Here is a 22744-nt window from a genome sequence, read left to right on the forward strand (position 1 = left end):
GCATCGCGATGCAGGCGGCGCGGTCTATCGGTTAAACCGCGTCGATCCAATCGCGGGCGAGCCCGCTCCTACAGTTAACGATTACCTGAAATCCGCATACGGGATCAAAGGCTGCACCGGCATCGGCAAGTTGCCTTGCCACACGTCGAAAGTGTAACGCAGATACAGCATGGCCCTGCTTGGCGCGTAGTCATCACTGTGTTGATAGAGCACTCCGCCGCCCAGTACCAGGTGATCCGACAGCCTGCGCTCTACCAGTCCCTGTACGCGATAACCGATGCCCGTGCTGCTGCCGCTGGAGGTCTGCCCCAGACCGTCGGACAACTGGTAGCCAGCATCATCGAGGCGTTGCAACAGTTTGCTGTTCAGCCCGTCCAGCGGGTAGAGGTCGTTGGCATCGGTTTTCGCATACGACCAACTGACCGAGCTTTCCAGTGCCACTGACCAGTTAGCGGTGCGGAAGGCGTAGTTGAGCGGTACACCAATCGAGTAGTACTTTTGCGGGCTGTAGTAACCACCCTGGCCCAAGGTGTATTCACTTGAGTCCTTGTCATACCCCCAGTACATCAGCGTCAGACCGGTGCGCAAACGTTCGTCGGCGCGCTCCACCAAGCGATAGTAGTAACCGGCCATGGCCGTACTCTTGTGGTTGTCTTCGACGTTCTTGCCGCGCAACCAGTGCTGACCGAAACTGGCCCATACACCGTCCACGCCACCTTCGTCGTGGCTCAGGCTCAGGGTCACGCCGTTGGAGGTGACACCGCCCCAGGTGACGCCGGTATTGAGATCGGTGGCACCGGCATAAGACAGAATCGAATTGCTCAAAGGGCGCCGTGAACCGGTCAGGGTCCAGCCCAGTGAGCCGATCTTGCTGCTGTAGGCTACGCCACCGAGCCAGTTGGGCACTTTGAAGTTGTCCGGGGTGCGGCCGATATCGACATTCCACACCTCGTTTTTCCAGCCCGCAGCCATCATCGTGCCGTTGACCGATTGCGAGCGGTCTTCACAGCCTGAAAAGTCCGGGCCATCGGTGCCCTTGCGTTTGACCGCTACTGCACAGGTACCGTAGTTCTCGCGCACCAGCCCGTCAGGATCCGCATCGAACTTGCCCGCATCCATATTCAGCTGTTCTGCACGCAGAAACCCGGTGCCATCGGCCACCGGCAAGTCCAGTTGCAGAATGGTGGTGCGGGTGTCGGTGTCCGACGTACCGGCCGAAGCGTTGTCCGAGCGCCAGCCATAGTCGGTATACAGATGCAGGGTCGGGGTTTGCCGCTGATAAAGCTCGTCCACGTCACTGCGCAGACTGCGGGCCAGCCACTGGTCATCGTCTTTTTCGCGACTGGCCAGGGTCATGGCACGGTTGTCCCGGGGGTTGGCCTGCCCGGGCTCGATCAGGCCGGCGGCAGCCATGCTTTTGGCGTAGTAATCCAGCGCTTGTTGCGGGTCCTTGGCGGCATTGAGCCGCGCGACATCGCGGTACATCAGCGGGTCAACCTGGGGTGACTGCAGCAGCTGAGCGTAGATGGCCTGAGCTTTGTCGGGTTCGCCTACGCCAGCCCAGGCATTGGCCACGCGCCGTTGCTGGGAAGGGGTCAACGGCGTGGCGGGGGCAGGGCTGAACTGCACCAACTGCTGGCGCGCTGCAGGCAACTGCTTGCTGGCAATCAGGGTTTCGATCTGCCCCAGTTGCGCCTCGGTATTGCCCGGGTCTTTTTTCAGCACCTGGCTGTACAGGCTTTGCGCCTGAACATAGTCACCGCGCTCCTGGGCCCAGCCGGCAATGGTCATCTGGTCGTCAGGGCTGTTGTCCTGCATCAGCAAGGCAATGGCCTGGGGTTCCTGGCCAGCGGCGCGCAGGCTTTCGGCACGGGCCACCAGAACGTTGCGCTGCAGGCGCGCGTCCAGTTCACGCATGGAGTCGGTCCATTGCGCCCGGGGCAGTTGCGCCATAACGTTAAGGGCGCTGGCATCGCGGTCGCTGGAAGACAGGTAAAGGGCGTAGGCATACACCGCTTCAGGGTTTTTCCCCTGGCGGGCCATCAGTTGCTTGAAGCTGTCGTCGGCAGCTGCGGGCTGGTTGATCTGGCGCTGGGCGTTGGCCAGGCGGTAGGTCACCCAGGGCTCGTCGGGGCTCAGGTTGCGAATCTTGCCAAGCAAGGCCACTACTTGCGGCCAGTCCTTGCGCTCGGTGGCGGCGTCGGCTTGCTTGTTCAGGTCGTCCAGTTCCATGCTCTGGCGCAGCCCGGCGAATTCCTTCTGGCTGGAGGCGGGCAGGCTGGCGAGAAATGCCTTGGCCTTCTGCGGGTCTTGCGCGCTATACAAGCGCACCAGGCCACGCACGGCACTGCCATTGTTCGGCTCCAGGCGCCGGGCCTGCAACAGCAGGGCTTCGGCCTGGATATCGTCGTGTTCGGCGCGAGCGACACCGGCCAGGCCGATCAGCGGGTCGGCATCGCCAGGCTTGGCCTTGCGGGCCTGGGCAAATGCGTTGCGCGCCGCCGTCAGGTTGTTCTGCTCCAGGGCCTTGTCACCCTGGCTGAGCAGCATGCGGTAGCGGCTAGCGTCCATCAGGTCTTGCCACTTGCTGATATTGGAGGTGTCCTGCTCCTTGGCGCGTGCCGTGGTGAAGTTGGCGTTGGCTTCGGCATAGCGGCTCTGGCGGAACTGGGCCATGCCCAGGGCACCGTAGAGGGTCGGGTCGTCGGGGTATTGCTTGAGGGCGCGGCGCAACTGCACCTCGGCTGCCGCCGGGTTGCGCGACTGATCGATCATCTGTTTGCCCTGGGCCCCGGCGGTCCACGCCGGGTCATTGAGCAACTGCTCCTGCTTTTTCAGGTTCTGATTGGCCTGGGCGATCAGTGGCGAGTTCGGGTAGCGGTCGATAAAGCCCTTCCAGGCCTGCGCCGAGCTGCGGTCCACCGGCAGGGTGCTGAGGTAGGTGAACTCACGCTCGGCTGCCTGGTTGCTGGCGACCGGGTCTTTGGCCAGTTGCTGCAGGACGACCAGGGCTTCTGGCGCCCGGTCTTCGCGAAACAGCAGGTCGGCCAGGGTTTGACGCAGGCCGGGATTGCCCGGGTACTGCTTGTCGAGGGTACGCAATTGCTCGATAACCTGCGGCCGTTGGCCCTGGATATTGCTGCGAATACGCAGGTATTCCAGTGCCGTGGCGAAATCCGGCGGGGCATTGCCAAACAGGCGCTCGAAGATCGCGGCGGCTTCTTCAGGGCGGCCGGCAGCGGCAAACAGGCGCGCCTGTTGCAGGTCTTTCTGGCTTTGCGGGTCCTGCAGCTTCATCAGGCTCTGGGCCTGACGCAATGCCGCCGACTCCGGGGCGACACTTTGCAGCTGGGCCAGGCGCTGCTTGGCCAGCTCGGGATTTTTCTCCAGCAAGGCCTGGCGTATGGACGCCACCAGCGCTTGCGGGTTGTTGGGTGAGATCAATTGCAGGCGTGCCAGCGAGTCACGTACCAGATCTTCGCGGTACATGGCTTCGCCGATGCGCACCTGCTCCAGTAGCCATTGTTGCTGTTCCTGCACCGTGGTCGGTTGTGCAATGGCTGCAGTGGACAATCCACCGAGCAGGAACGCCCAAGTTGTTATTTTTGGCATGTTTTGATCCACGAAGGTAGAAGCTGTCCATCCTTGTCAAAGCGATAGCGTTGTTCATCCCAGCCCTGGCCAAACAGCAGCAGCGACTGGTTGTAATAAGCATCGGCCGCAGGCGGCTGTTGCTCAATCCTGGCTTTTTGTGTGGCCAGGGCGGGAGACTCCAGGCTGGCCAGCAGTGGCAGCATGGCGGCAGAGAACCCTACCGGCCCCGTGCCGGTGTATTTGCCGGTGACGGCATTGACGCTTTCCGGCACATACCCCAGGGTCTGGGTAAGGCTGGCCATCGGTGCAAAGTGCTGTTGCAGGGTCTGGCGATTAGCCGCGTCTTGGGCCAGCATGCCAACCCACAGGTAGACACGAATGGCATCGTAGTCGCCCAGCGAACCTTCCTTGCTGTCCGCAGCCCAACCGCCAGCGGCTTTCCACACCAGCCAGTCCGGGGCAAAGCCCTTGGGTGAGGTCTCGATCAACATGCGTTGCTGGTTGCTCGCCAGTTCGGCCCAGATCGGTGAGATCCGGGCAAAGCGGGCCAGCAGTTGCGGTGGCAAATAACTGGGGTTCAGGCGCCAGCCCTTGGTGTTGTCAAAGCCAACATCGCCGGGCAACAGCATCAGGCCCAGCCCGGGCAGTTTGCGCAGGCTTTGTGCCGCGCTGCGCCAGAGCATGTTCTGCCCCAGTGCCACATATTCGGGCCACTGCCACAGCCGCCCGGCTTCGAGCAGGCTATAGGCGATCCACAGGTCGGCATCGCTGGCATTGTTGCTGTCCAGGATCTGCCACTTGCCGTTTTTCGCCAGGCCCCATTGCCAGGCCGGCAGGTGTGCCTCCAGGCTGCCACCGGCAAGGTTGTTGCGGGTCCATTCGAGAATGCGGGCAAAGCTTTTTTTGTCATTGCCCAGCAAGGCAAAAAACAAGCCGTAACTTTGACCTTCCGAGGTGGTGATCATTTGCCCCGACGAGCCATCGATAATGCGCCCGTCGCTGCTCATCATGGCTTTCTTGTAGCTATCCCAGGCGGGCCAGTTACAGGATTGTGCACTCGCACCCTGGGGCAAAAGCCCCAGGGTGGAGGTGATGGCGATCACCGCCAGCCGCTTCATGGCCTTAGTCATGCTTGTTCAGACGACGGTTGGCTGCCCAACTCAGGGCACGCCACAGCAGGAAGGCGCTGAGCAGAACGCTGATCACGGCCAGTACGGTGAGCAGTACCGGGTGCTCGGACAGTTGGTACCACAGCAGCAGGTACCACGGCAGGTTACCGACAAAGTACTGATCACCGACCAGCTGGCTGTACACACCGCTGCTGCGGATCAGGGCCGCCGAGCCCGCCACGGCATCCAGCTTGCCGCTGTCGGACAGGACTTCGCGCAGCAGGTTGTAGTCCGCATCATCATTGGCCAGCAGTGCCACGACACTGCGCTGGTTATGGGTGGGCGACTGCATGCCCAAGATAGCGGCAATCGGCGCCTGGGCGGTGACTTCCACTTTGTTGGCTGGCACGTTGCGCGCGTCGGTTGACGGCGTGCGACGGTTGTTGGCGTCAATCCCGCTGGTGCCATGAGGTTGAACCAGCATGTCGCGCTGACGTTGCAGCAGCACGCTCAAGTCCGGGTTGTCACGCAGGTCAGGCGCCATTTGTCCCAGTACCAGCAGGTCGGCATCGGCCTTGGAGGCTGCTTGCCAGTCATCGGTCAGGCGCAGGCCGAAAGCCGGGTAGCCGGAGCGTGCAGAAATGCTGGCCACGGTTTCCAGCAGGGTGCTGATTTGGGTCGGCGTGGTGTCTTTGGGGACGACCACGATGGATTCAGACATGTCGGCCATGCGGCTGAACGGGAAACCACTGCGGGCAAAGGCCTTGAGGTCGGGCATGCTGATGTAATGGTAGTAGCCGGACATATCGATGGTGGAGTCTTCATCGATAATTGCCTGGGTGTTGGCCGGCAGGATGGTCTGGCAGCGATCTTTCTGCGAACTGCCCATCGTGCTGGCAAAGTTGAAGTCAAAGCGCAGGCGGTTACGGTCGCCGATTTTCAGTGAAGGCACGATCAGCTTGTCGTTGACGTTGGCCGAGTCATTGGACAGGACCGCCAGGCGCAGTTCTTCCAGATTGCTGGTGTCTTTGCGCAGCAGCGGCAGGCTGGTGAGGAACTGGTCGTTGAGGCTGATATTCAGGCGCGAATCATCATTGGCCGACGGTGCGGTGTAGCGGTACTGGGTGCGCAGCGGGATACCCTGGTTGCGCCAGACAAACAGGTCAGGCGGCAGGTTGACGTCCAGGGTGATGGCGCGTGGCACCAGCCCGCTGACTTGCAGTTGTTGCGGGTAACTGACCAGTTCGGCAAAACGAACCGGGCGGTCGGTACGCATCCAGGCCGGTGCATCGTAGGGTTTGCGTGGCTGCAGCTCCTGGACCTTGTCGATGGTCACGCGCGAACCGCGCAGCAGGTTGCCGCCCAGGGCCAGGGCCTTGGCGGCCGTGGCCAGGTCTTCTTCGTTGCGGCCCATGACCAGCAGGATTTTGCTGTAAGGCGCATCCGGGTGGTTGATCATCTCCACTACCGGCGCAGTCACGGCCGGGAATTTCTCCAGGTCGCTCATGAACGCAGGGCGGTGATCGTTGGTGGCAAATACTACAGTGGGCTGGACGGCGTCCTTGTCCTGCACGCTGGGCAGGGTATCGAACACGACCGGGAAATTGGCCCCGCGCCAGTTGGACTGGCTACCGAAGTAGGAGGCCAGGATCGCAGCGGCTTTCTGCTCGCCCAGGGTCGGGTTGGCAGCGAAGACAAACGGCAGTTCCAGCTTGCCGCTGTTACGCGGGTCGAAAAACGGCAGCGGGAAAAACGCCAGGTCGTTTTGCAGGCTCAGCGCCTGTTCTTGCAGGGTGATGCTGCTGCCACGGCTGATATTGACCCACAGGGTGCTGTTGGCCGGGTCTTCGCAGAATTCGGTGTAATGGCCGACAAACTCCAGGCGCACGCGGTTGAAGTCCGAAATCAGTCGCGGATCAAGGGCCATCTTTTGCGTGGTTTTACGCCCCAGCTGGTCCTTCTCGATCGGCAGCACGCCCATCAGCACATCGTTGAGGTAGACCCGGATATGGGAAACCGTCGGGATCAGCGAAGGCGAAGGCGTGTATTCCAGCTGCAGGCTGGCGTCGCTGGCAATGCGGTCGCGGCGCATGCCAAATTCCACCTGGTCGGCGCTGTTGATACCCAGCAGCAATGAATCACCGGGGCGCCCCAGTTGCTCAAAGGTATAGGTCACCGGCCAGCTTGGCAGCACCTGATCGGTTTGGGCGAACGCAGGCTTGGGTAGCGTTTCGGCCACCGGCGAACTCCCTGGTAAAGGCAGGGTGGCCGACATCAGCTGTGAGGCAAAGGTCATCAGCGCAAGGCTGGCGAATATAGATTTTTTGGTTATACGACTCATGATCTGCTCACTGGCCGGGAAGTAAGAGGGGTGGAGGTGGGCATGCGCGGCAGGAAGCTGCCCAGCCACTGAAAGATGTGCAAAAAGGGTTTTGCCAATACGCGGATCCACGCCGGCAGGTATTCATACAAGCGGTAATAGCCCTTGATGCCCAGGGCCAGGATTTCCTTGAGGCTCTGGATCGGCTTATCGGCTTCAAACCCGCTGTTGTGGTCAAGCCATGCATCGGCGCGGCCAAAGGTGCATTGCACAAAGGCAATCTTTTCTTCAGCCGGCAACTGGGCAAAGCTCAAGCCGATAAAGCGCTCGTTGGCCCGGGTCAGGGTGCCGGTGAACACAAACTCGCGATTGCCGCGTTGCAGGATCAGCGACACCGGGCTGCCTACGGGTAGTTGCAGGGCCTGGCTCAATTGCAGGCCGACGCCGCCATCGGAGTAGTCCACCAGTTCACAGGGGTAGCTGTGCCCGTCAGCCAGTTTCACCGCCCCCGGCAAGCGCGCGAGTACGCGGTGGGTGTTGCGAACCTGGCGCACCTCGGCGGCCACCGCCACCGCGGCACCGATGATCAGCAGGTTGTAGATGACCCACAGCACGCTGACGATCACGGTGAAGATTTCATCCCGGGGGCCATAGAACAGGCGCCATACGGCAAAGCCCAGGCCGAGCACGTTCAGCACTGACAAAATCAGGTACGGCTTGGCGGTCTGCCAGTCGAACTGGTTTTCTTCCATCATGCCGCCCTTGGCGGTGACGTTGAACTTGCCCCGTGACGGGCTGAACAAGGCCACCGTGGTGGGCCGGGCGATATACCAGGCCAGTACGGTTTCATACACCTCGCCCCAGAAGGTCTGGCGATAGGCGCCTTGCATCCGCGAGTTGGTCAGGCTGGCGTGGATCATGTGCGGCAACACGTAGAGCAGGATCATCACGGCCGGTGCGTAGATGATATAGGCGTGAAAGAACAGAAAGGCCAGGGGCGCGGTGAGGAACACCAGCCGCGGCAGCCCCACCAGAAAGTGCATCATGGCGTTGGTGTAGCAGATGCGCTGGAAGATCGTCAGGCCCTTGCCCAGCAGCGGGTTGTCGGTGCGGAAAATCTGCACCATGCCCCGCGCCCAGCGGATGCGCTGGCCGATATGCGCCGACAGGCTCTCGGTCGCCAGCCCTGCCGCCTGCGGAATGCGCAGGTAGGCCGAAGTCCAGCCATTGCGGTGCAGGCGCAGGGCGGTGTGGGCATCTTCGGTCACGGTTTCCACCGCAAAACCGCCAATCGAGTCAATCGCGGTACGCCGCAAAATGGCGCAAGAGCCGCAGAAGAACGCTGCGTTCCACATGTCGTTGCCGTCCTGGATCAGGCCGTAGAACAGCTCGCCTTCATTGGGACGGTTACGGAAAGTGCCCAGGTTACGCTCGAAAGGGTCCGGCGAAAGGAAGTGGTGCGGGGTTTGCACCAGCGCCAGTTTTGGGTCGCGCAGAAACCAGCCCACGGTCAGTTGCAGGAAGGAGCGGGCGGGCATGTGGTCGCAGTCAAAAATCGCCACCAGATCGCCGTCGAGCAATTTCAGCGCATGGTTGAGGTTACCTGCCTTGGCGTGACGGTTGTCGGTGCGGGCGATGTAGTTGATGCCCACCTCTTCGGCAAACGTCTTGAAGCTTGGGCGGTTGCCGTCGTCGAGCAAATGGATGCGCAGCTTGTCCTTCGGCCAGTCGATACCCAGCGCCGCATACACCGTGCCACGGGTTACGGACAACTCTTCGTTGTAGGTGGGAATCAGCAGGTCGACCACCGGCCACTGGCTGGTGTCTGCCGGCAGTTGGGCCGGTTTGCGATTGAGCGGCCATGAGGTTTGCACATACCCCAGCAGCAGGATCAGCCAGGTGTAGGTTTCAGCCACCAACAAGGTCAGGCCGCAAACCAGGTCGAAGGTGTCGTTCCAGTTCAGGGTCGAGGTGTAGCGCCACCACAGATAGCGGCACGACACGATGACCGACAACACGATCAGCAACAGGGTCGGGAAGCGCCCCGGCATGCGCCGCACCAGCATCGCCAGCATCCACAGCAACACCACAAACACCAGTTGCGCGAGGAAGCCGAAGGGTTCGGTAATGCACAGCACAATCAGCGCCAGGGCCAGCACGCCCATGGCGATATACAGGCCCTTGCGCAGCGGCCAGTGAATGTTGTCCCACCAGTGCGAGCCTTTGGTCACTTGCGGGCTGAGGGTGGTGGGCAAATGGGCAAAGGCATTGGACAGCAGGTTCCACGGCTTTTGCACGATCATCAGCAGGGCCGATAGCAGGCCCGCGGTGCGCTGGCGAAAGCGCTGGCGGCCGATCTGGTTCTGGTTGGGCGTGCGCACCAGCAGCAGCCACAGGGTTTGCACCGTGTAGCGCAGCGGGTCACCAATGGTCGAGGGCTTGTCGGCCAGGTGCGGATACAGGCGCCGATGCTGTGCCCGCAAGGCTTGCCAGCGGGGGGATTCCAGGCGCAGGAACATCCAGCCCAGGGCTTGAATCAAGGCCAGGGTGAAAGCGGTAAAACGGGTGCAGTTCTGCTCACGGCGCAAGCGTGTATAGGGGAACCAGTGCCTGATCATTCGAGCCTCCTGCCGCGCAGCAGGCACCAACTGGCCAGGCTGATGATATCCAGGGCAATCAGGCTGGCGGGCGCATAACGCCCGGCAGGCTCGCTTCTGGCCAGGGCTTCGCCCATCGCTTCATCGGCATGCAGGTTGACGGGTACCAGGGCGTGGGCGTAACGCTGTTGCCAGATCAGCAGCAGATCGCGTTGCAACTGGCTGGCGGCATCGAAACGATTGACCAGAAACAGCGGGGTCTGCGCCAGTTGCGGTTGCAACAGCACATGGCAGGCCGCGTCCGCGTTGATCACCATCATCGCAAGGCTGCAGTGCGGGTTGCTCATATGGCCAGGCAAGCGTTGTGGCAAGTCGAAGATAATCCAGTCGAAGCCGTTCGCCAGGGCAGCCTTGCGCTGGGTCCAGAGTTTGGGCTGCTCGATCAACAGGGCATCGAGGGCAAACACTTCGCTGGGCTTCAATTGCCCATAGGGCAGCACGCACAGGCCTGGTTCCACCACCCAGGCATGTTCGTGCCAGGGTTGCTGGTCCAGGGTCGCCCGTGCCCAGCCTTCGCGGGGGGCAAGGTCCATATTGAAGTGCAGGCCCAGGGAGTTCTCCGGGCACATATCCACCAGCAGCACTTTCTGCCCCAGCGCATGCAGCGCATGGCCCAGGGCCGCCACCGTGGAGCTGGTGCCCACGCCACCGCGAACACCACGCAAACTCATGGCGATCATGGGGTTTGCTCCGGGTCTTTGGCCAGATCCAGGGGCTGCTTATACTGCGCCTCAAGATAGGCCAGCAACGGCCAGCGCTCGAAGGCCTGCAACAGCTCCATATGTGCCGACACATCGACATATTCCAGGGCGTGCAGCTCCATCATCGATTTAAGCCGGGCAATATCATCGGCCCGCTCTTTGCGCGAAAGGATATCGGCGCTTATTTGAACCGCTGTGGGTAAGGCAGCCATCCGCCGTTCTCCTTTATTCGCACATAGGGTTTGCCGTTGTAATCGAGTACCACGGTCCCTGAGTTTTCCGAGACTTTCGGGGTTTTTGGCAAATCGGTCAGCAGTTTCGACCAGTCCACGGTCTGCCCATTGCTCAGCGCCGGGTCGGCATACAGGCGGGCAATGATCTCTGCCACGGCCAGGTAGCTGCTTGGCTCGCTGACATGAATCGGCTGGGTTTGCGCGTTGTCGCCCATATTGATCAGCTTGATGCCCACCGGTACATGGGTGATGGAGTCACTGGGGATTTCGCGCATGCCGGCGATCTGCATGCGGTCACCGTGCAACGCTGCGCCGTGTTCGGGCACGATGGCGACCACTACGCGACGGCCGCTTTTTTCCAGCTCTTTAAGGAAGGCATTAAGGTCGTCGAGCAGGACCTGTGCCCGGCTGCGGTAGTCCGCCGCCTGGGTGCCGCCGTCGGACTGTACCTGGCGGTTGCCGTCGTGCAGGCTGGTGGTGTTGTAGAACAACGCCATATTGGGTGTGTCTTCAGCCATGCGGTGTTGCCACCACTTGCTCAATACATCCCGGTCGCGCCAGATCGGTGAACCGTCAAAACCGACATAGGTGCGTGGCAGCCCGGCGGGCACCACTCCCAGGGCAGGGGGCGGCAACTGGCCCTGTTCGCGCACTTCCTGCAGGAAGCCGTCGAATTCGCCGGTGTGGTTGAGCATCAGTTCATTGGCAAAGCCCAGCTTGCGCAAGTCATCGAACAACAGGCACTGGTCGGCCGGTTGCTTGTACAGCTGCGTATGGGACGTCTGGCCGCAACTGGCGCGCAGCAAACGAATCGCTGCCGGGCCGCTGTAGGCGGTGGCCGAGTTGAAGTTGTCGAAGATCACGTCCATCTGGCTGAATAATGGATTGTCACGCAGGCCCACGGCATCCAGGTCATCCCAGGCCATCGAGCAGATATTGATTACCAGCAGATCGAACGGCGGCGGCTTGACGGCCGGTTCCTTGAACTCGACCTTGCGCGTGGATTCGTTGAGATAGAACTTCTCCAGGTAGCCATTGAGCGTTGCATCGTCCGGCTCGCCCACGCTGATAGCTGGCCCGCCCGTGGCAGTCTGCGTGCCGGCCATTTGCGGTTGCACGGACGGTGGCAACAGCCATTGCAGATTGCCCATGCCCAGCCAGGCAAAACCCAGCAGGGTGAGGGTGGTCAGGCGCAGCCACTGGTTAAGGAACAGATAGGCGACACATAACAGCAGCAATAGTGCGCACACTTGCCAGTCGATAAAACGGCCCAACAGCTCGACGATATAGTCGAACGAAAAGTTCAGCACACCCGGTTGTGCCAGCAGGCGGCTGAAGGGCGGGAACCAGGTGTCCTGATACAGCAGGGCCACGGCCACCGGGATGGCAATCAAGGTGCGCAGGCGGCGCAGCGCCGGGCTGGCGATCGGGATCAGCAACACGGCAGCAAAGATCAGGTTGGGCAAAATCTGGATATTCAGATGGCCCGTCCAGGCCAGCAGGAACTTGGCCAGGAAATACAGGTTCCAGGCGCCCAGGCCGCTCCAGGATCCGGCAATTTTTTGCGCCGGTGCGTCGGACTTAAACAGACTCATCAGGCGTTCTCTGAGCAGGGCTGGCTGGCATGCGACGGCGAACGCCACACGATTTCAAATAGCGGGGTGACAGGTACTGCTCGAAATGATTTTTCAAGTACAGGCGCATGCGCTGCCAAAACAGCGTCAGCAGCACGGTCACCACACAGGTCAATGCAATGACATCGAGTAGCTCAAGGAACGTCATGACTGTGGCTCACTGATAGGCAGGATGAATCTTTGCGGGTTTAACGGCGCACGTTCGCCCGTAGCCGATACCGCCTGCGTGGCATGGGTCTCGACGGGGATATGCAGGTGTGCAGGCACGGCGCCTGCTTTCATAAAGGCCTCGGCCGGCAGATCGGACAAGCCGCTGAGCATGCGCCGCTGGCTGAACATATCGCGCCAGGGCAGGCGGCACACATTGCCCAGCGCCGGTTCCAGGCCGTCAGCGCGGCAGGCAAACAGAAACAGATACAGCTCACCGTCCAGCAGGCAGGCAAAATCGCCGAAGCGGCGCAGGCACATCTGATTGAGGAACAGTTCTTCGCTGATGCCAGGCATCGGTTCGAACTTCATTAACTGGTGGGTCACTTCGCCCGAGCTGTCCCGGTAGATCTGCGCCACCGCTTCGAAGAACTCACGGGGGCTTACCAGCCCGCGAATTTGCGGTGGCCGCTGGCGTTCAAGGAGTGTCTTGAAATCAATGTTCTGGGTGTACTGCCAGCGCTGGCCCTGGATGCTTTCGATCATGCTCAGGAAACGTGAGAGCAGGGTGCCGTCGGGCACGATCAGGTTGGCCCCGCACGCCAGTAGCAGGCGTTCATCGCGGTAACGCACCGAGGGCTCCATTTCACGCACCACGATCTTTAGTTGCGGGCCGCAATGCTCGCGCAAATCGTGCAACTGCTGGGCAAGCTCAAGTAACTGGTAGCTGTTGTCGATGCCCACAATCACGGTCGCGGCGCTGGCGGACTGGGCCGCTTCGAGCAATGCATCACGGTTTTCGAACAGGTACCAATGCTTGGACATTGACGGCGCGCCTTCCAGCACGGCGCGTTCGGCCAGGTAGACGTGCTGATCGTCGGCCACCCGCGGTTGGGTGTCGACCTCGGATTGCGGGATCAGGCGCAAGGTGGCGCCCTGGTCCGACAGCTTGAATTCCTGGCCGGCAGAAACACCCAGATCACTGTGCCAAAAGTGCAACTGATAGCGCAGGTCACCGTTATAGCGATACAAGCGGCTTAAGCCGCTGAGCGTCTGATTGATTTGCAACAACTGCGCGTGCAACAGCGCCGCTTCGTCGTGGATGATCACCAGCAAGGTTGCATTGCGCTCCTGCAACCAGGCGCGCATGCGCTCGACCCAGCGTTGCAGTTGCGCGGCCGTGGTGGTTTCGGCCCAGCTGCTTGCAGGCAGGAACAACAGGATCTGGCTGGAGGGGGCGACGCCGGCACGGGCAAAGTCGCGGGTCAAGGTGGCCAACCCGGGTTCGATGACGCGTGGCGCGATCTCGAACAACTTGAGTTTTTCCGGCCCGCGATCCGGCGCCATCGCGCTGACCAGATCTTGCACGCAACCGCTGCTGGCAATCAGCGTGGCCGGCACGCTGGCGGGTATGGATTCGAGAAATTGCCGGGCAAGCAGTTTTGCATCAGCACAGTGGTCGACCGTGACCCAATACAAGCCGCCTGCGCGCAACACGATGTGTTGATCCGGCAATCCGCCTATGGCCAAACTGATATGAACCAAGCGTAACGTCCCCCCCTGGGTAAAGCTTGTCGTAAGGCGTTTGGGTGCTGTCATGAATAAACAATCACTCTTTGCCGCCCTCAGGTTTAACCTTTTAGGGCGCCAATAGAATGACTGTCAACATCTAACCCTTCACGTCCCGGCTGTTTATTCTTGTACTGTGCGGTCTGCATCATCTAGAACAAGCGTAGTACTACACTAGAATGCATGTAAGAAAGTGCGCAGCTTATCACCGGAAAATTGCCAAACACATGGCATTCAGCGAATAAATGTCAAAAAAATAGCACCAGCTTGATACTAGTCATTAAATTGGCACGCAGGCGGGAGAGGGCGACGCAAAAGGGCCAGGCACTTGGCCCCAGGTGTCGGACCTGTAAAACCCATGAGAAAACCGCCGGCAGGAGCAGGAAAGTACACGCCTGGCTTTCTGATAAACCCATTGCGTGCTATTGCTTACGGGTGTTCATAGTGAACTGAGCAGTTTTGATCAGGTTCGCCCTCAGAACCTGACCCCGCCACTGAACTATCCATGAGGTGCAGATATGCCAGTCAAGCACGACTTGTTACAGGACTTGGGGCTCACTAAAGAGGCCGTCAGCAAGTTTCGCAGCGAAAACCCGCATCTGAATCAGTTGTTTGTCCAGTACGGCGAAAAAGATGCCGAAGTCGTTGAAGCAGAAGCCAACGATGCCATCGGCGTACCGGATGATGCATTGCGCGCGCTCAAGGAGCAGCGGTTGCAGATCAAGGATAAGATTGCGCAAATCTTGAGCGCCTAAGTCACCGCAAGCTGCAGGAAGTCGATATGTCCCAAATCATCAAAATTGTTGCCACATTGCGTGCTAAGCCAGGCCAGGGCAAAACCGTCGAGCAGGCCCTGCGCGCCTGTGTCGAAGGTTCGCGAGCCGAGCCGGGCTGCCGCTTCTATGACTTGCACGTGGATCGTACCGACCCCGAGCGCTTTGTGTTTATTGAAGGTTGGGCCGACATGGAGGCCATTGAGCATCACAAAACCACCCCGCACTACCAGGCAATGGCCCAGGCCGTGGGTGATCTTCTGGCGCATCGCGAAGTGTTGCTGCTGGACGAAGTGAGCGTTTAAGCCACGGTTCTCAAGTGCAACAGCCTGCGGCGGCCCTGAACGGGCCGCCGTTTTTTATGGGCGGGTTTAAAAGTGGCTGGCGTCCAGTTCGAACAGTGATTCGCTGCCAGCCCGTATCCCTTGCTCCAGGCTCAAGGTGCGGGGCAACAGGCGACTGAAGTAGAACTGTGCGGTGGCCAGCTTGGCGCCATAAAATCCGGGGTCGGCGCTGTGCGAGCGCTGCGCCACATCGGCCATGCGTGCCCATAGCCAGGCATATGCCACATAACCGAACAGGTGCAGGTACTCGACGCAGGCAGCACCCGTTTCGTTGGGGTTGGCCTTGGCCCGCACCTGCAACCAGTCGCTGACCTGTTCAAGACGCGCTACGGCGTCCAGCAGTTCGCTGGCGTAAGGTTTGCCGGGCTGGCTGGCGAACTCACGGATTTGCCCGGTAAACAGGCGCAGGCTCTCACCGCCATTGGCGATGACTTTTCGGCCCAGCAAATCCAGAGCCTGAATGCCGTTGGTGCCTTCATAGATCTGCGCAATGCGCACATCGCGCACCAGTTGTTCCTGGCCCCATTCGCGGATATAGCCGTGGCCACCGAACACCTGCTGGCCCAGCACACAACTGTCAAACCCGGTATCGGTAAAAAAGGCCTTGGCCACAGGGGTGAGCAAGGCCACCAGCGCCGCGGCGTGCTGTTGTTCCTGTGGCCCGGTCGAGAACTTGGCCAGATCCAGTTGCTGGCCCACATAACTGGCAAAGGCCCGGCCCCCTTCGGTCATGGCCTTGATGCTGAGCAACATGCGCCGCACATCGGCATGCACGATAATCGGGTCGGCGACTTTGTCAGTTGCCACCGCCCCGGTGGCGGCGCGACCTTGCAGGCGTTCGCGGGCGTAGCTGCGTGCATTCTGATAGGAGGCCTCGGCGCAGCCGATACCCTGGATACCGATCGACAGACGTTCGTAATTCATCATGGTAAACATCGCGGCCAGGCCTTTATTGGCCTCACCAATCAGCCAGCCCCGGGCACCGTCAAAATTGATCACGCAGGTGGCCGAGGCCTTGATCCCCATCTTGTGCTCGATGGAGCCGCAGTTCACGGCATTGTTCTGGCCGAGCGAGCCATCGTCATTGACCAGCACCTTGGGCACCAGGAACAGTGAGATACCGCGTGGCCCGGGTGGCGCATCCGGCAGTTTGGCCAGCACCAGATGGATGATGTTTTCGGTCAGGTCCTGATCGCCGCCGGTGATGAAAATCTTGCTGCCAGTGATATTGAAACAGCCGTCTGCCTGCGGCTCGGCACGGGTACGGATAATTCCCAGGTCAGTGCCGGAATGCGCCTCGGTCAGGCACATGGAACCGGCCCAGCGGCCTTCATACAGGGGCGGCAGGTAGCGGCTTTTAAGCTCTTCGCTGGCATGGGCGTCGATGGCCAGGCAAGCACCGCTAGTTAGCGCTGAATACAGGGCAAAGCTTGAGTTGGCACCGTAGAGCATTTCTTCAAATTGCACAGCGAGCATTTTCGGCATGCCCATGCCGCCGAACTCGGGATTGCCCGACAGACCGACCCAGCCACCTTCGATATAGGTGTGGTAGGCCGCCTTGAAACCTTCGGGAGTGGTGACCTTGCCGGCATGCCACTGCGCGCCTTGCTCGTCGCCGCTGCGGTTGAGCGGGGCGATCAGTTGGCCGGTGACCTTGGCGGCTTCTTCGAGAATGGCGTCGGCGGTATCGGCATCCACATGGTCGGCCAGGGCTGGCAGCCGGGCCCACAGTGCCGGGGCCTCGAAAACTTCGTGCAGGACAAAGCGCATATCGCGCAGGGGAGCGTTGAATTCAGGCATGAGAAACCTCTTTGTTACAGCGGTAGGCATCCTGTGGGAGTGGGCTTGCTCGCGATTTTGGCGCCGCGGTCTGTCTGGGTAACCGAGGCGATACCTTCGCGAGCAAGCTCGCTCCCACAGTGGGTCTATAGGGGGCAGTTACAGCGCTTTGGCCATATCTCGCAGCACAAACTTCTGGATCTTGCCCGTGGAGGTCTTGGGCAACAGGGTAAACACCACGGTGCGCGGCACTTTGAATCCGGCCAGGTGATCGCGACAAAAGGCGATGATTTCGGTCTCGCGCACCTGCTGGTGGTCGGCCTTGAGGGTGATAAAGGCACAGGGGGTTTCGCCCCATTTTTCGCAGGGCCGCGCCACCACGGCCGCTTCCATCACGCCGGGGTGGCGATAGAGGACGCCCTCGACCTCAATGGTGGAAATGTTCTCGCCACCGGAAATGATGATGTCCTTGAGCCGGTCGCGAATTTCCACATAACCGTCCGGGTGGCATACGGCCAGGTCCCCGGTATGGAACCAGCCGCCTTCGAAGGCTTCGGCCGTGGCACTGGGGTTCTTCAGGTAACCCTTCATTACCGTGTTCCCGCGCATGAATATCTCGCCCATGGTTTCGCCGTCGCGCGGGGTGGGCTGCAGGGTTTTCGGGTCGGCCACCATCACGCCTTCCAGCGTCGGGTAGCGTACGCCCTGGCGGGACTTGATCTGTGCGCGTTCGGCCAGAGGCTGCTCATCCCACTTGGCATGCCAGGCGCAGATGGTCACCGGGCCATAGACCTCGGTCAGGCCATACACATGGGTGACCTTGATGCCCATTTCTTCCACCGCACCAATCACCTTGGCCGGCGGCGCCGCGCCTGCGACCATCGCATGCACCGGGTGGTCGATGGCGGCCTTGGCGGACTCGGGCATATTGACCAGGGCATTGAGCACAATCGGCGCACCGCACAGGTGAGTGACCTGATGCTCGCGAATCAGCGTGAGGATTTTTTGCGGGTCAACCCGGCGCAGGAACACATGCACACCGGCCAGCGCCGTGATAATCCACGGGTAGCACCAGCCGTTGCAGTGGAACATCGGCAAGGTCCACAGATACACCGGGTGATTACCGATGGCCCAGACCAACTGGTTGCCCAGGGAATTGAGGTAAGCACCGCGATGGTGATACACCACACCCTTGGGGTTGCCGGTGGTGCCGGAGGTGTAGTTGAGGGCAATGGCCTGCCACTCATCTGCGGGCCATTGCCAGTCATAGTCGGGGTCGCCTTCAGCCAGCAGCGCTTCATAGTCCAGCAGGCTCACCGGTTGGCCTTCACCGTATTCGGGGTCATCCACATCGATGATCAGCGGCGGGTGATCGAGCATGGCCACGGCGGCATGCACCACATCATGGAATTCACGGTCGGCAATCAGCACCTTGGCTTCGCCGTGGGCGAGCATAAAGGCGATGGCTTCGGCATCGAGGCGCACATTGAGGGCATTGAGCACCGCACCGATCATGGGTACGGCAAAGTGGGCTTCGAGCATGGCCGGGATATTGGGCAGCATGACGGCGACCGTATCGCCCTGGCCAATCCCGCGTCCTGCCAGGGCACAGGCCAGGCGGCGGCAACGGCTGTAGGTCTGTGCCCAGGTGCGGCGAATGGAACCATGAATCACGGCAGGGTAATCAGGGTAGACGCTGGCCGTGCGCTCAATAAAACTCAGCGGGGACAGGGCAATATGGTTTACGGCAGTCGGCTCAAGGCCGTGCTCAAAAATCGACATGAAGGTCATTCCGGTGGCTGATTGTTAGCTCTATGGCTGCCTGCTCTGCCGGTGGCGAGCGGGTCAGTTTTATGTCCGGTCTGACTTATAGCTCAGTCAGTGTTTGATATGGAAGTAATACCTAAGCACTATAGTACTTGTACTATATAAATAAACCTTGCCCAAACGCCTGGATACCGAATGTCGCTTGCACTGCTCACGCATGACCCACAACCCACTGCAGTGCTCGACGCAGACGGCTCGCCGCGTATGGTAAATCCTGCGCTGAGCCGTTTACTGGGCGGCAAGGCGCTGGATCACGCCCGTGCGTTACTGCCCGGCAATTTGCCGGAGCTGGTGCGTGCCTGCCTCGGGCAGAACCGGGCAATCGAGCAGGTAGAGGCGCAATGCGGTCAGCAGGTGTGGCTCTGGACCCTGATCCCCGACCCCGACAGCCAATGCGTGGTGGCTCGCGGGCGTGAAGCGAGTGGCGAGCTGCTGGCCGGGCGTGAGGCGGCCAAGGCCCGGCGCCTGTACCGGTTGATTACCGAAAACACCACGGACCTGATTTCGCGCCATACCCCTGACGGGCGTTTTCTGGATGCCTCGCCGGCGTCCTGGACCTTGCTCGGTTACTGGCCCGAAACCCTGCGCGGGACCCTGGCCCAGCGCCTGTTCCACGGTCATGATATGAAGCTAGCGCTGCGTCAGGCCCGTGATGCCCTGCAACTGGACGGCTATCACACCATGACCTGCCGCATTCGCCATCAGGCAGGGCACTACCTGTGGTTTGAAACGGCCAGCCGGGCCATACGCGAAACTTATACCGGGGCAGTGGTCGAGGTGGTCAGCGTATCGCGGGATATCACCGCGCGTATTCAAGCTGAAGAGAACAAGCGGCGGCTGGCGGATGTGGTCGAGGCCAACCCGGATCCGGTGCTGTTTATCGACCCGGCTGGCGGGGTGTCGTATCTCAACCCGGCAGCACGCCGCCTGCTGGGCTTGCTGCCCGTACAGGGCATGCCGGCATTGGCCGATTTTTTCAGCGCGCAAGTCCTGGCCACCCTGGAGAGCAGTGGCTGGCGCAGTGCTGAGGAGCAGGGCCTGTGGAGTCTCGAAACCCGCTTGCTGCCCATGAATGGCGAGCCTTCGGTGCCGGTGTCGTTACTGCTGCTGGCCCATCGTTCGACTGCAGGAGAGCGGTTTTTCTCACTGATGGCCAGGGATATGCGCGAACGCGAATTACGCGAAGCCCAGCAGCGCCATCACCAGGATGAAATGGCCCATACAGCGCGGTTGGTGACCTTGGGTGAGCTGGCTTCCGGGATTGCCCACGAAATCAATCAGCCGTTGGCGGCAGTGGTCAATTACGCCAATGCCAGCCAACGTTACTTGCAAACCCTGGGCAGTAATCCTGCGGCGGTCGAGCGCGTAGCCCAAGGGCTGGAGCGGATCAATCTGCATGCCAATCACGCCTCGCAAGTGATCAAGCGCCTGCGCGGCTTTTTGCGTAAGGGGCGGCGTAACCTGCAAGCGCTGGATATCAGTGAGGTGGCACGCCAGGCCGTCAGCCTGTGTGCCTGGGAAGCCGGGGAACGGCATGTCACCATTGAACTGCAATTACCCGGCTCGCTGCCACGGGTCTACGCCGACCGGGTGTTGCTGGAGCAGGTGCTGCTCAACTTGCTGCGTAATGCTATAGACGCCAATAACGAACAACTGCCGGGCCAGCCTTCACGGATCCTCCTGCAGGCTCAAGCCCTTGACGCCGTCACCCTGCAAATCAGCGTGCAGGATCAGGGCCCCGGGGTCAGCGCCGGGCAGCTTGAGCACTTGTTCACGCCGTTTTACACCAGCAAGGCCGATGGCCTCGGCCTGGGCTTGTCGATGAGCCGCAGCATCGTTGAAGGCTTTGGCGGTGAACTCAATGCCCGACCACAAGCCAGCGGCTTGCTGATGTGCTGCTGCCTTCCCGTGATGGCTTCACTCAACCCAACAAGAGAATAACGATGACAACCCCGACCCGCTCTGTGGTGTATGTGGTGGATGACGATCAGGGCATGCTCGATTCGACTGTCTGGCTGCTGGAGTCCGTGGGCCTCAATGCGCTGGCGTTCACCAGCGGGCAGGCCTTTCTGGACGCTTGCGATCCGGCGCTCAGTGCCTGTGTGGTGCTGGATGTACGCATGCCGGGCATGGGCGGCCTGAATGTGCAGCAGGCACTGCAAGCACGCGGAGTCAAGATGCCGGTGATCTTTGTCAGCGGGCATGCCGATGTGCCCATCGTGGTGCGCGCCTTCAAGGCAGGGGCCCATGACTTTATCGAAAAGCCCTACAACCAGCAGTTATTGCTCGACAGTGTGCAAGAGGCCTTGAGCGGCGGCAGTGCGCGGCACACGGCCAGTCAGGAACAGACCGAACTTGACGCCCGCCTGCACAGCCTGACCCCCCGCGAGCGCGATGTGTTGATGCCCTTGGTCAAGGGTTACACCACCCGGGAAATTGCCCTGTTGTTGGGGGTCAGTGTCAAGACCATCGATCTGTACCGCTCCCGGGTGATGAAACGCATGCAGGCCCAGCACTTGCCTGATCTGGTGGGCATGGCCATTGCTGCCGGACTGGTTGATCCGCTCAGGTTGCGTTAGCCAGTAGCGCCTCGACGCCCGCCATGACGGCTGGCGTGTCAGTGTGGGCAACGTTGAAGCGCATGCAGTTGCGTAAATGGGGATCGAGGCCGAACAGGATCCCCGGCGCCAGTACCAGGCCACGGGCAAGCCCCTGCTGCGCCAATGTTTCGGCATCCAGCCCGGCAGGTAATGTGGCCCAGATAAACATGCCGCCGGTATAAGGCACATCCAGGGTGAAGCCCAGGCCCTGCAGCCAGCTCGACACCCGTGCGCCACTGGCCTGCAGGCCTTGCACCACGCGCTTGCGATGTTTGTGATAGGTGCCGTCAGTGAGCATCGAACACACCACCTGTTCGAGCATCTCCGACGTAATCCCGCCACAGATCAGCTTCATCTGGGTCAGCTCGGCGGCCCGCTGCGGCGGTGCCACGACAAAGCTGACGCGCAGGTTGGCACTGAGGGTTTTCGAAAAACCGCTCAGATAAGTCACTTGCTCAACGCCTGCCAGCGCTACCAGCCGGGGTGGCGGCTCAGGGTGCAAGTCACCGTAAAGATCGTCCTCGATAATCGAGCAGCCGTAGCGCTTGGCCAGCTCCAGCAGCCCGTAGGCCTGGCCGGGGGTGAAGGAGTGCCCGGTGGGGTTATGCAGCAGCCCGGTGGTCAGGTAGAGCGCGGGGCGGTGCTGGATCAACAGTGCTTCCAGATTATGCAGGTCCAGCCCTTGGGCAGTGCGGGCCAGAGTCACCACGTTGACGCCATGCAATGCCAGATTGGCGTGAAAATTGAAGTAGCAGGGCGTGTCCAGCAGCACCGTATCGCCGGGGCGTAAATGCAGGCGTAACAGCATGTCCAGAGCAAGCACGGTATTGGCCGTGGTGATGATCTGTTCGACCCCCACATCCAGGCCCTGGCCCAGGAGCTTTTGCTGCAAGGCCTGACGCAGCGGCAGATAGCCCGCCGGGTCGCCATAGCCGGTCAGGCGCAAGGCCGGCGAGCGGCTGAGCTGACGCAGGTTGGTGCGCAGGGCGCTGGCGTCCAACCAGTTCTCCGGCAAATGCCCGCTACCGGGTCGCAGGGCCCCGCTGGCACCGGTCAGGGAGCGCCGCAAGACGCTGTTCAAGTCTTGTGGCAGCAGGTCCAGGCCGACGGCGCGCCTGGCTGGCGGCGTGGTCGTTGCAACAAAGTAGCCCAGGCCCTGACTGGATGTGATCCTGTCCTGCCCACGCAGTCGATCCAGCGCCTCGATCAGGGTGAACTTGCTGACCCCCCAGTGCGCTGTCATCTCACGCGCAGAGGGCAACTTGCTGCCGGGGCCAAGCTGGCCCTGATCGATAGCCTGGCTCAAGGCATTCACAATCTGCTGGACCTTGGACAGGCCGGGTTGGAACACAACGGTAGGTAGGTGCATGCAGGGCCTCGTACTTTGCCGGTCATGCTACCAGTAAAGGTCGGTAAAGTTTGCCGGTGCTTGATCTGCCAATGATCGGCAGGGCCTG

At 60.9% G+C, this 22744-nt stretch carries 16 protein-coding genes; 4 read left to right on the top strand and 12 right to left on the bottom strand.

Translation table 11 applies throughout. The features are described from left to right. Positions 1–81 precede the first annotated feature (81 nt). From bcsC to bcsE, 9 genes are read right to left on the bottom strand one after another with little or no spacing between them, the layout of a single operon-like run. Positions 82–3612 carry a cellulose synthase complex outer membrane protein BcsC gene (gene bcsC / locus AB3G35_RS14825; protein WP_369781696.1) on the bottom strand — a complete coding sequence of 1177 codons (3531 nt, stop codon included), beginning with the start codon at positions 3610–3612 and terminating at the stop codon, positions 82–84. Then, positions 3600–4712 carry a cellulose synthase complex periplasmic endoglucanase BcsZ gene (gene bcsZ / locus AB3G35_RS14830; protein WP_369782747.1) on the bottom strand — a complete coding sequence of 371 codons (1113 nt, stop codon included), beginning with the start codon at positions 4710–4712 and terminating at the stop codon, positions 3600–3602. Before bcsZ ends, bcsC begins: the two co-directional genes overlap by 13 nt. A 4-nt stretch (positions 4713–4716) precedes the next feature. Next, complete coding sequence (bcsB, locus tag AB3G35_RS14835; RefSeq protein WP_134048489.1) at positions 4717–7044, bottom strand: cellulose biosynthesis cyclic di-GMP-binding regulatory protein BcsB; 2328 nt, start codon at positions 7042–7044, stop codon at positions 4717–4719. Then, positions 7041–9641, bottom strand: a complete 2601-nt coding sequence (gene bcsA / locus AB3G35_RS14840; protein ID WP_106115894.1) for a UDP-forming cellulose synthase catalytic subunit — start codon at positions 9639–9641, stop codon at positions 7041–7043. Before bcsA ends, bcsB begins: the two co-directional genes overlap by 4 nt. Next, complete coding sequence (gene bcsQ, locus AB3G35_RS14845) at positions 9638–10360, bottom strand: cellulose biosynthesis protein BcsQ (protein WP_095041173.1); 723 nt, start codon at positions 10358–10360, stop codon at positions 9638–9640. The genes bcsA and bcsQ overlap by 4 nt, the downstream gene beginning before the upstream one ends. Then, entirely contained in the window at positions 10357–10593 is a 237-nt protein-coding gene (bcsR, locus tag AB3G35_RS14850; protein ID WP_020467787.1) for a cellulose biosynthesis protein BcsR, read from the bottom strand. The genes bcsQ and bcsR overlap by 4 nt, the downstream gene beginning before the upstream one ends. Then, complete coding sequence (gene bcsG, locus AB3G35_RS14855) at positions 10563–12209, bottom strand: cellulose biosynthesis protein BcsG (RefSeq protein ID WP_169885068.1); 1647 nt, start codon at positions 12207–12209, stop codon at positions 10563–10565. The genes bcsR and bcsG overlap by 31 nt, the downstream gene beginning before the upstream one ends. Continuing rightward, positions 12196–12396 carry a cellulose biosynthesis protein BcsF gene (gene bcsF / locus AB3G35_RS14860; RefSeq protein ID WP_016780950.1) on the bottom strand — a complete coding sequence of 67 codons (201 nt, stop codon included), beginning with the start codon at positions 12394–12396 and terminating at the stop codon, positions 12196–12198. The genes bcsG and bcsF overlap by 14 nt, the downstream gene beginning before the upstream one ends. Continuing rightward, the gene (gene bcsE / locus AB3G35_RS14865; protein WP_134048491.1) at positions 12393–13940 is read right to left on the bottom strand and encodes a cellulose biosynthesis protein BcsE; all 1548 of its coding nucleotides are present in this window, start codon (positions 13938–13940) and stop codon (positions 12393–12395) included. The genes bcsF and bcsE overlap by 4 nt, the downstream gene beginning before the upstream one ends. Positions 13941–14482: 542 nt before the next feature. Between bcsE and AB3G35_RS14870 the strand changes: the two genes are divergently transcribed. After that, a complete protein-coding gene (locus tag AB3G35_RS14870) occupies positions 14483–14719 on the top strand; it encodes a YdcH family protein (protein WP_016780952.1) in 237 nt (78 codons plus the stop codon). 26 nt (positions 14720–14745) lie between these two features. After that, positions 14746–15042, top strand: a complete 297-nt coding sequence (locus tag AB3G35_RS14875; protein WP_083369520.1) for a putative quinol monooxygenase — start codon at positions 14746–14748, stop codon at positions 15040–15042. Positions 15043–15108: 66 nt separating this feature from the next. Here the strand turns inward: AB3G35_RS14875 and AB3G35_RS14880 are convergent, their stop codons facing one another. Both AB3G35_RS14880 and AB3G35_RS14885 read right to left on the bottom strand, forming a co-directional pair. After that, positions 15109–16881 carry an acyl-CoA dehydrogenase C-terminal domain-containing protein gene (locus AB3G35_RS14880; protein WP_369781697.1) on the bottom strand — a complete coding sequence of 591 codons (1773 nt, stop codon included), beginning with the start codon at positions 16879–16881 and terminating at the stop codon, positions 15109–15111. A 138-nt stretch (positions 16882–17019) separates the two neighbouring features. Further along, a complete protein-coding gene (locus AB3G35_RS14885; protein WP_369781698.1) occupies positions 17020–18642 on the bottom strand; it encodes an acyl-CoA synthetase in 1623 nt (540 codons plus the stop codon). 180 nt (positions 18643–18822) lie between these two features. Between AB3G35_RS14885 and AB3G35_RS14890 the strand changes: the two genes are divergently transcribed. Both AB3G35_RS14890 and AB3G35_RS14895 read left to right on the top strand, forming a co-directional pair. After that, a complete protein-coding gene (locus AB3G35_RS14890; protein WP_169910209.1) occupies positions 18823–20628 on the top strand; it encodes a PAS domain S-box protein in 1806 nt (601 codons plus the stop codon). Between the two features lie 2 nt (positions 20629–20630). Continuing rightward, a complete protein-coding gene (locus AB3G35_RS14895; protein WP_086797158.1) occupies positions 20631–21266 on the top strand; it encodes a response regulator transcription factor in 636 nt (211 codons plus the stop codon). Here the strand turns inward: AB3G35_RS14895 and AB3G35_RS14900 are convergent. Further along, positions 21253–22656 (bottom strand): PLP-dependent aminotransferase family protein, encoded by a 1404-nt coding sequence (locus tag AB3G35_RS14900; protein ID WP_340079103.1) that lies wholly within the window; start codon positions 22654–22656, stop codon positions 21253–21255. The genes AB3G35_RS14895 and AB3G35_RS14900 overlap by 14 nt on opposite strands. Positions 22657–22744: the final 88 nt, after the last annotated feature.

It is taken from the genome of Pseudomonas sp. WC2401 (assembly GCF_041200115.1).
Taxonomy (GTDB): domain Bacteria; phylum Pseudomonadota; class Gammaproteobacteria; order Pseudomonadales; family Pseudomonadaceae; genus Aquipseudomonas; species Aquipseudomonas fragi.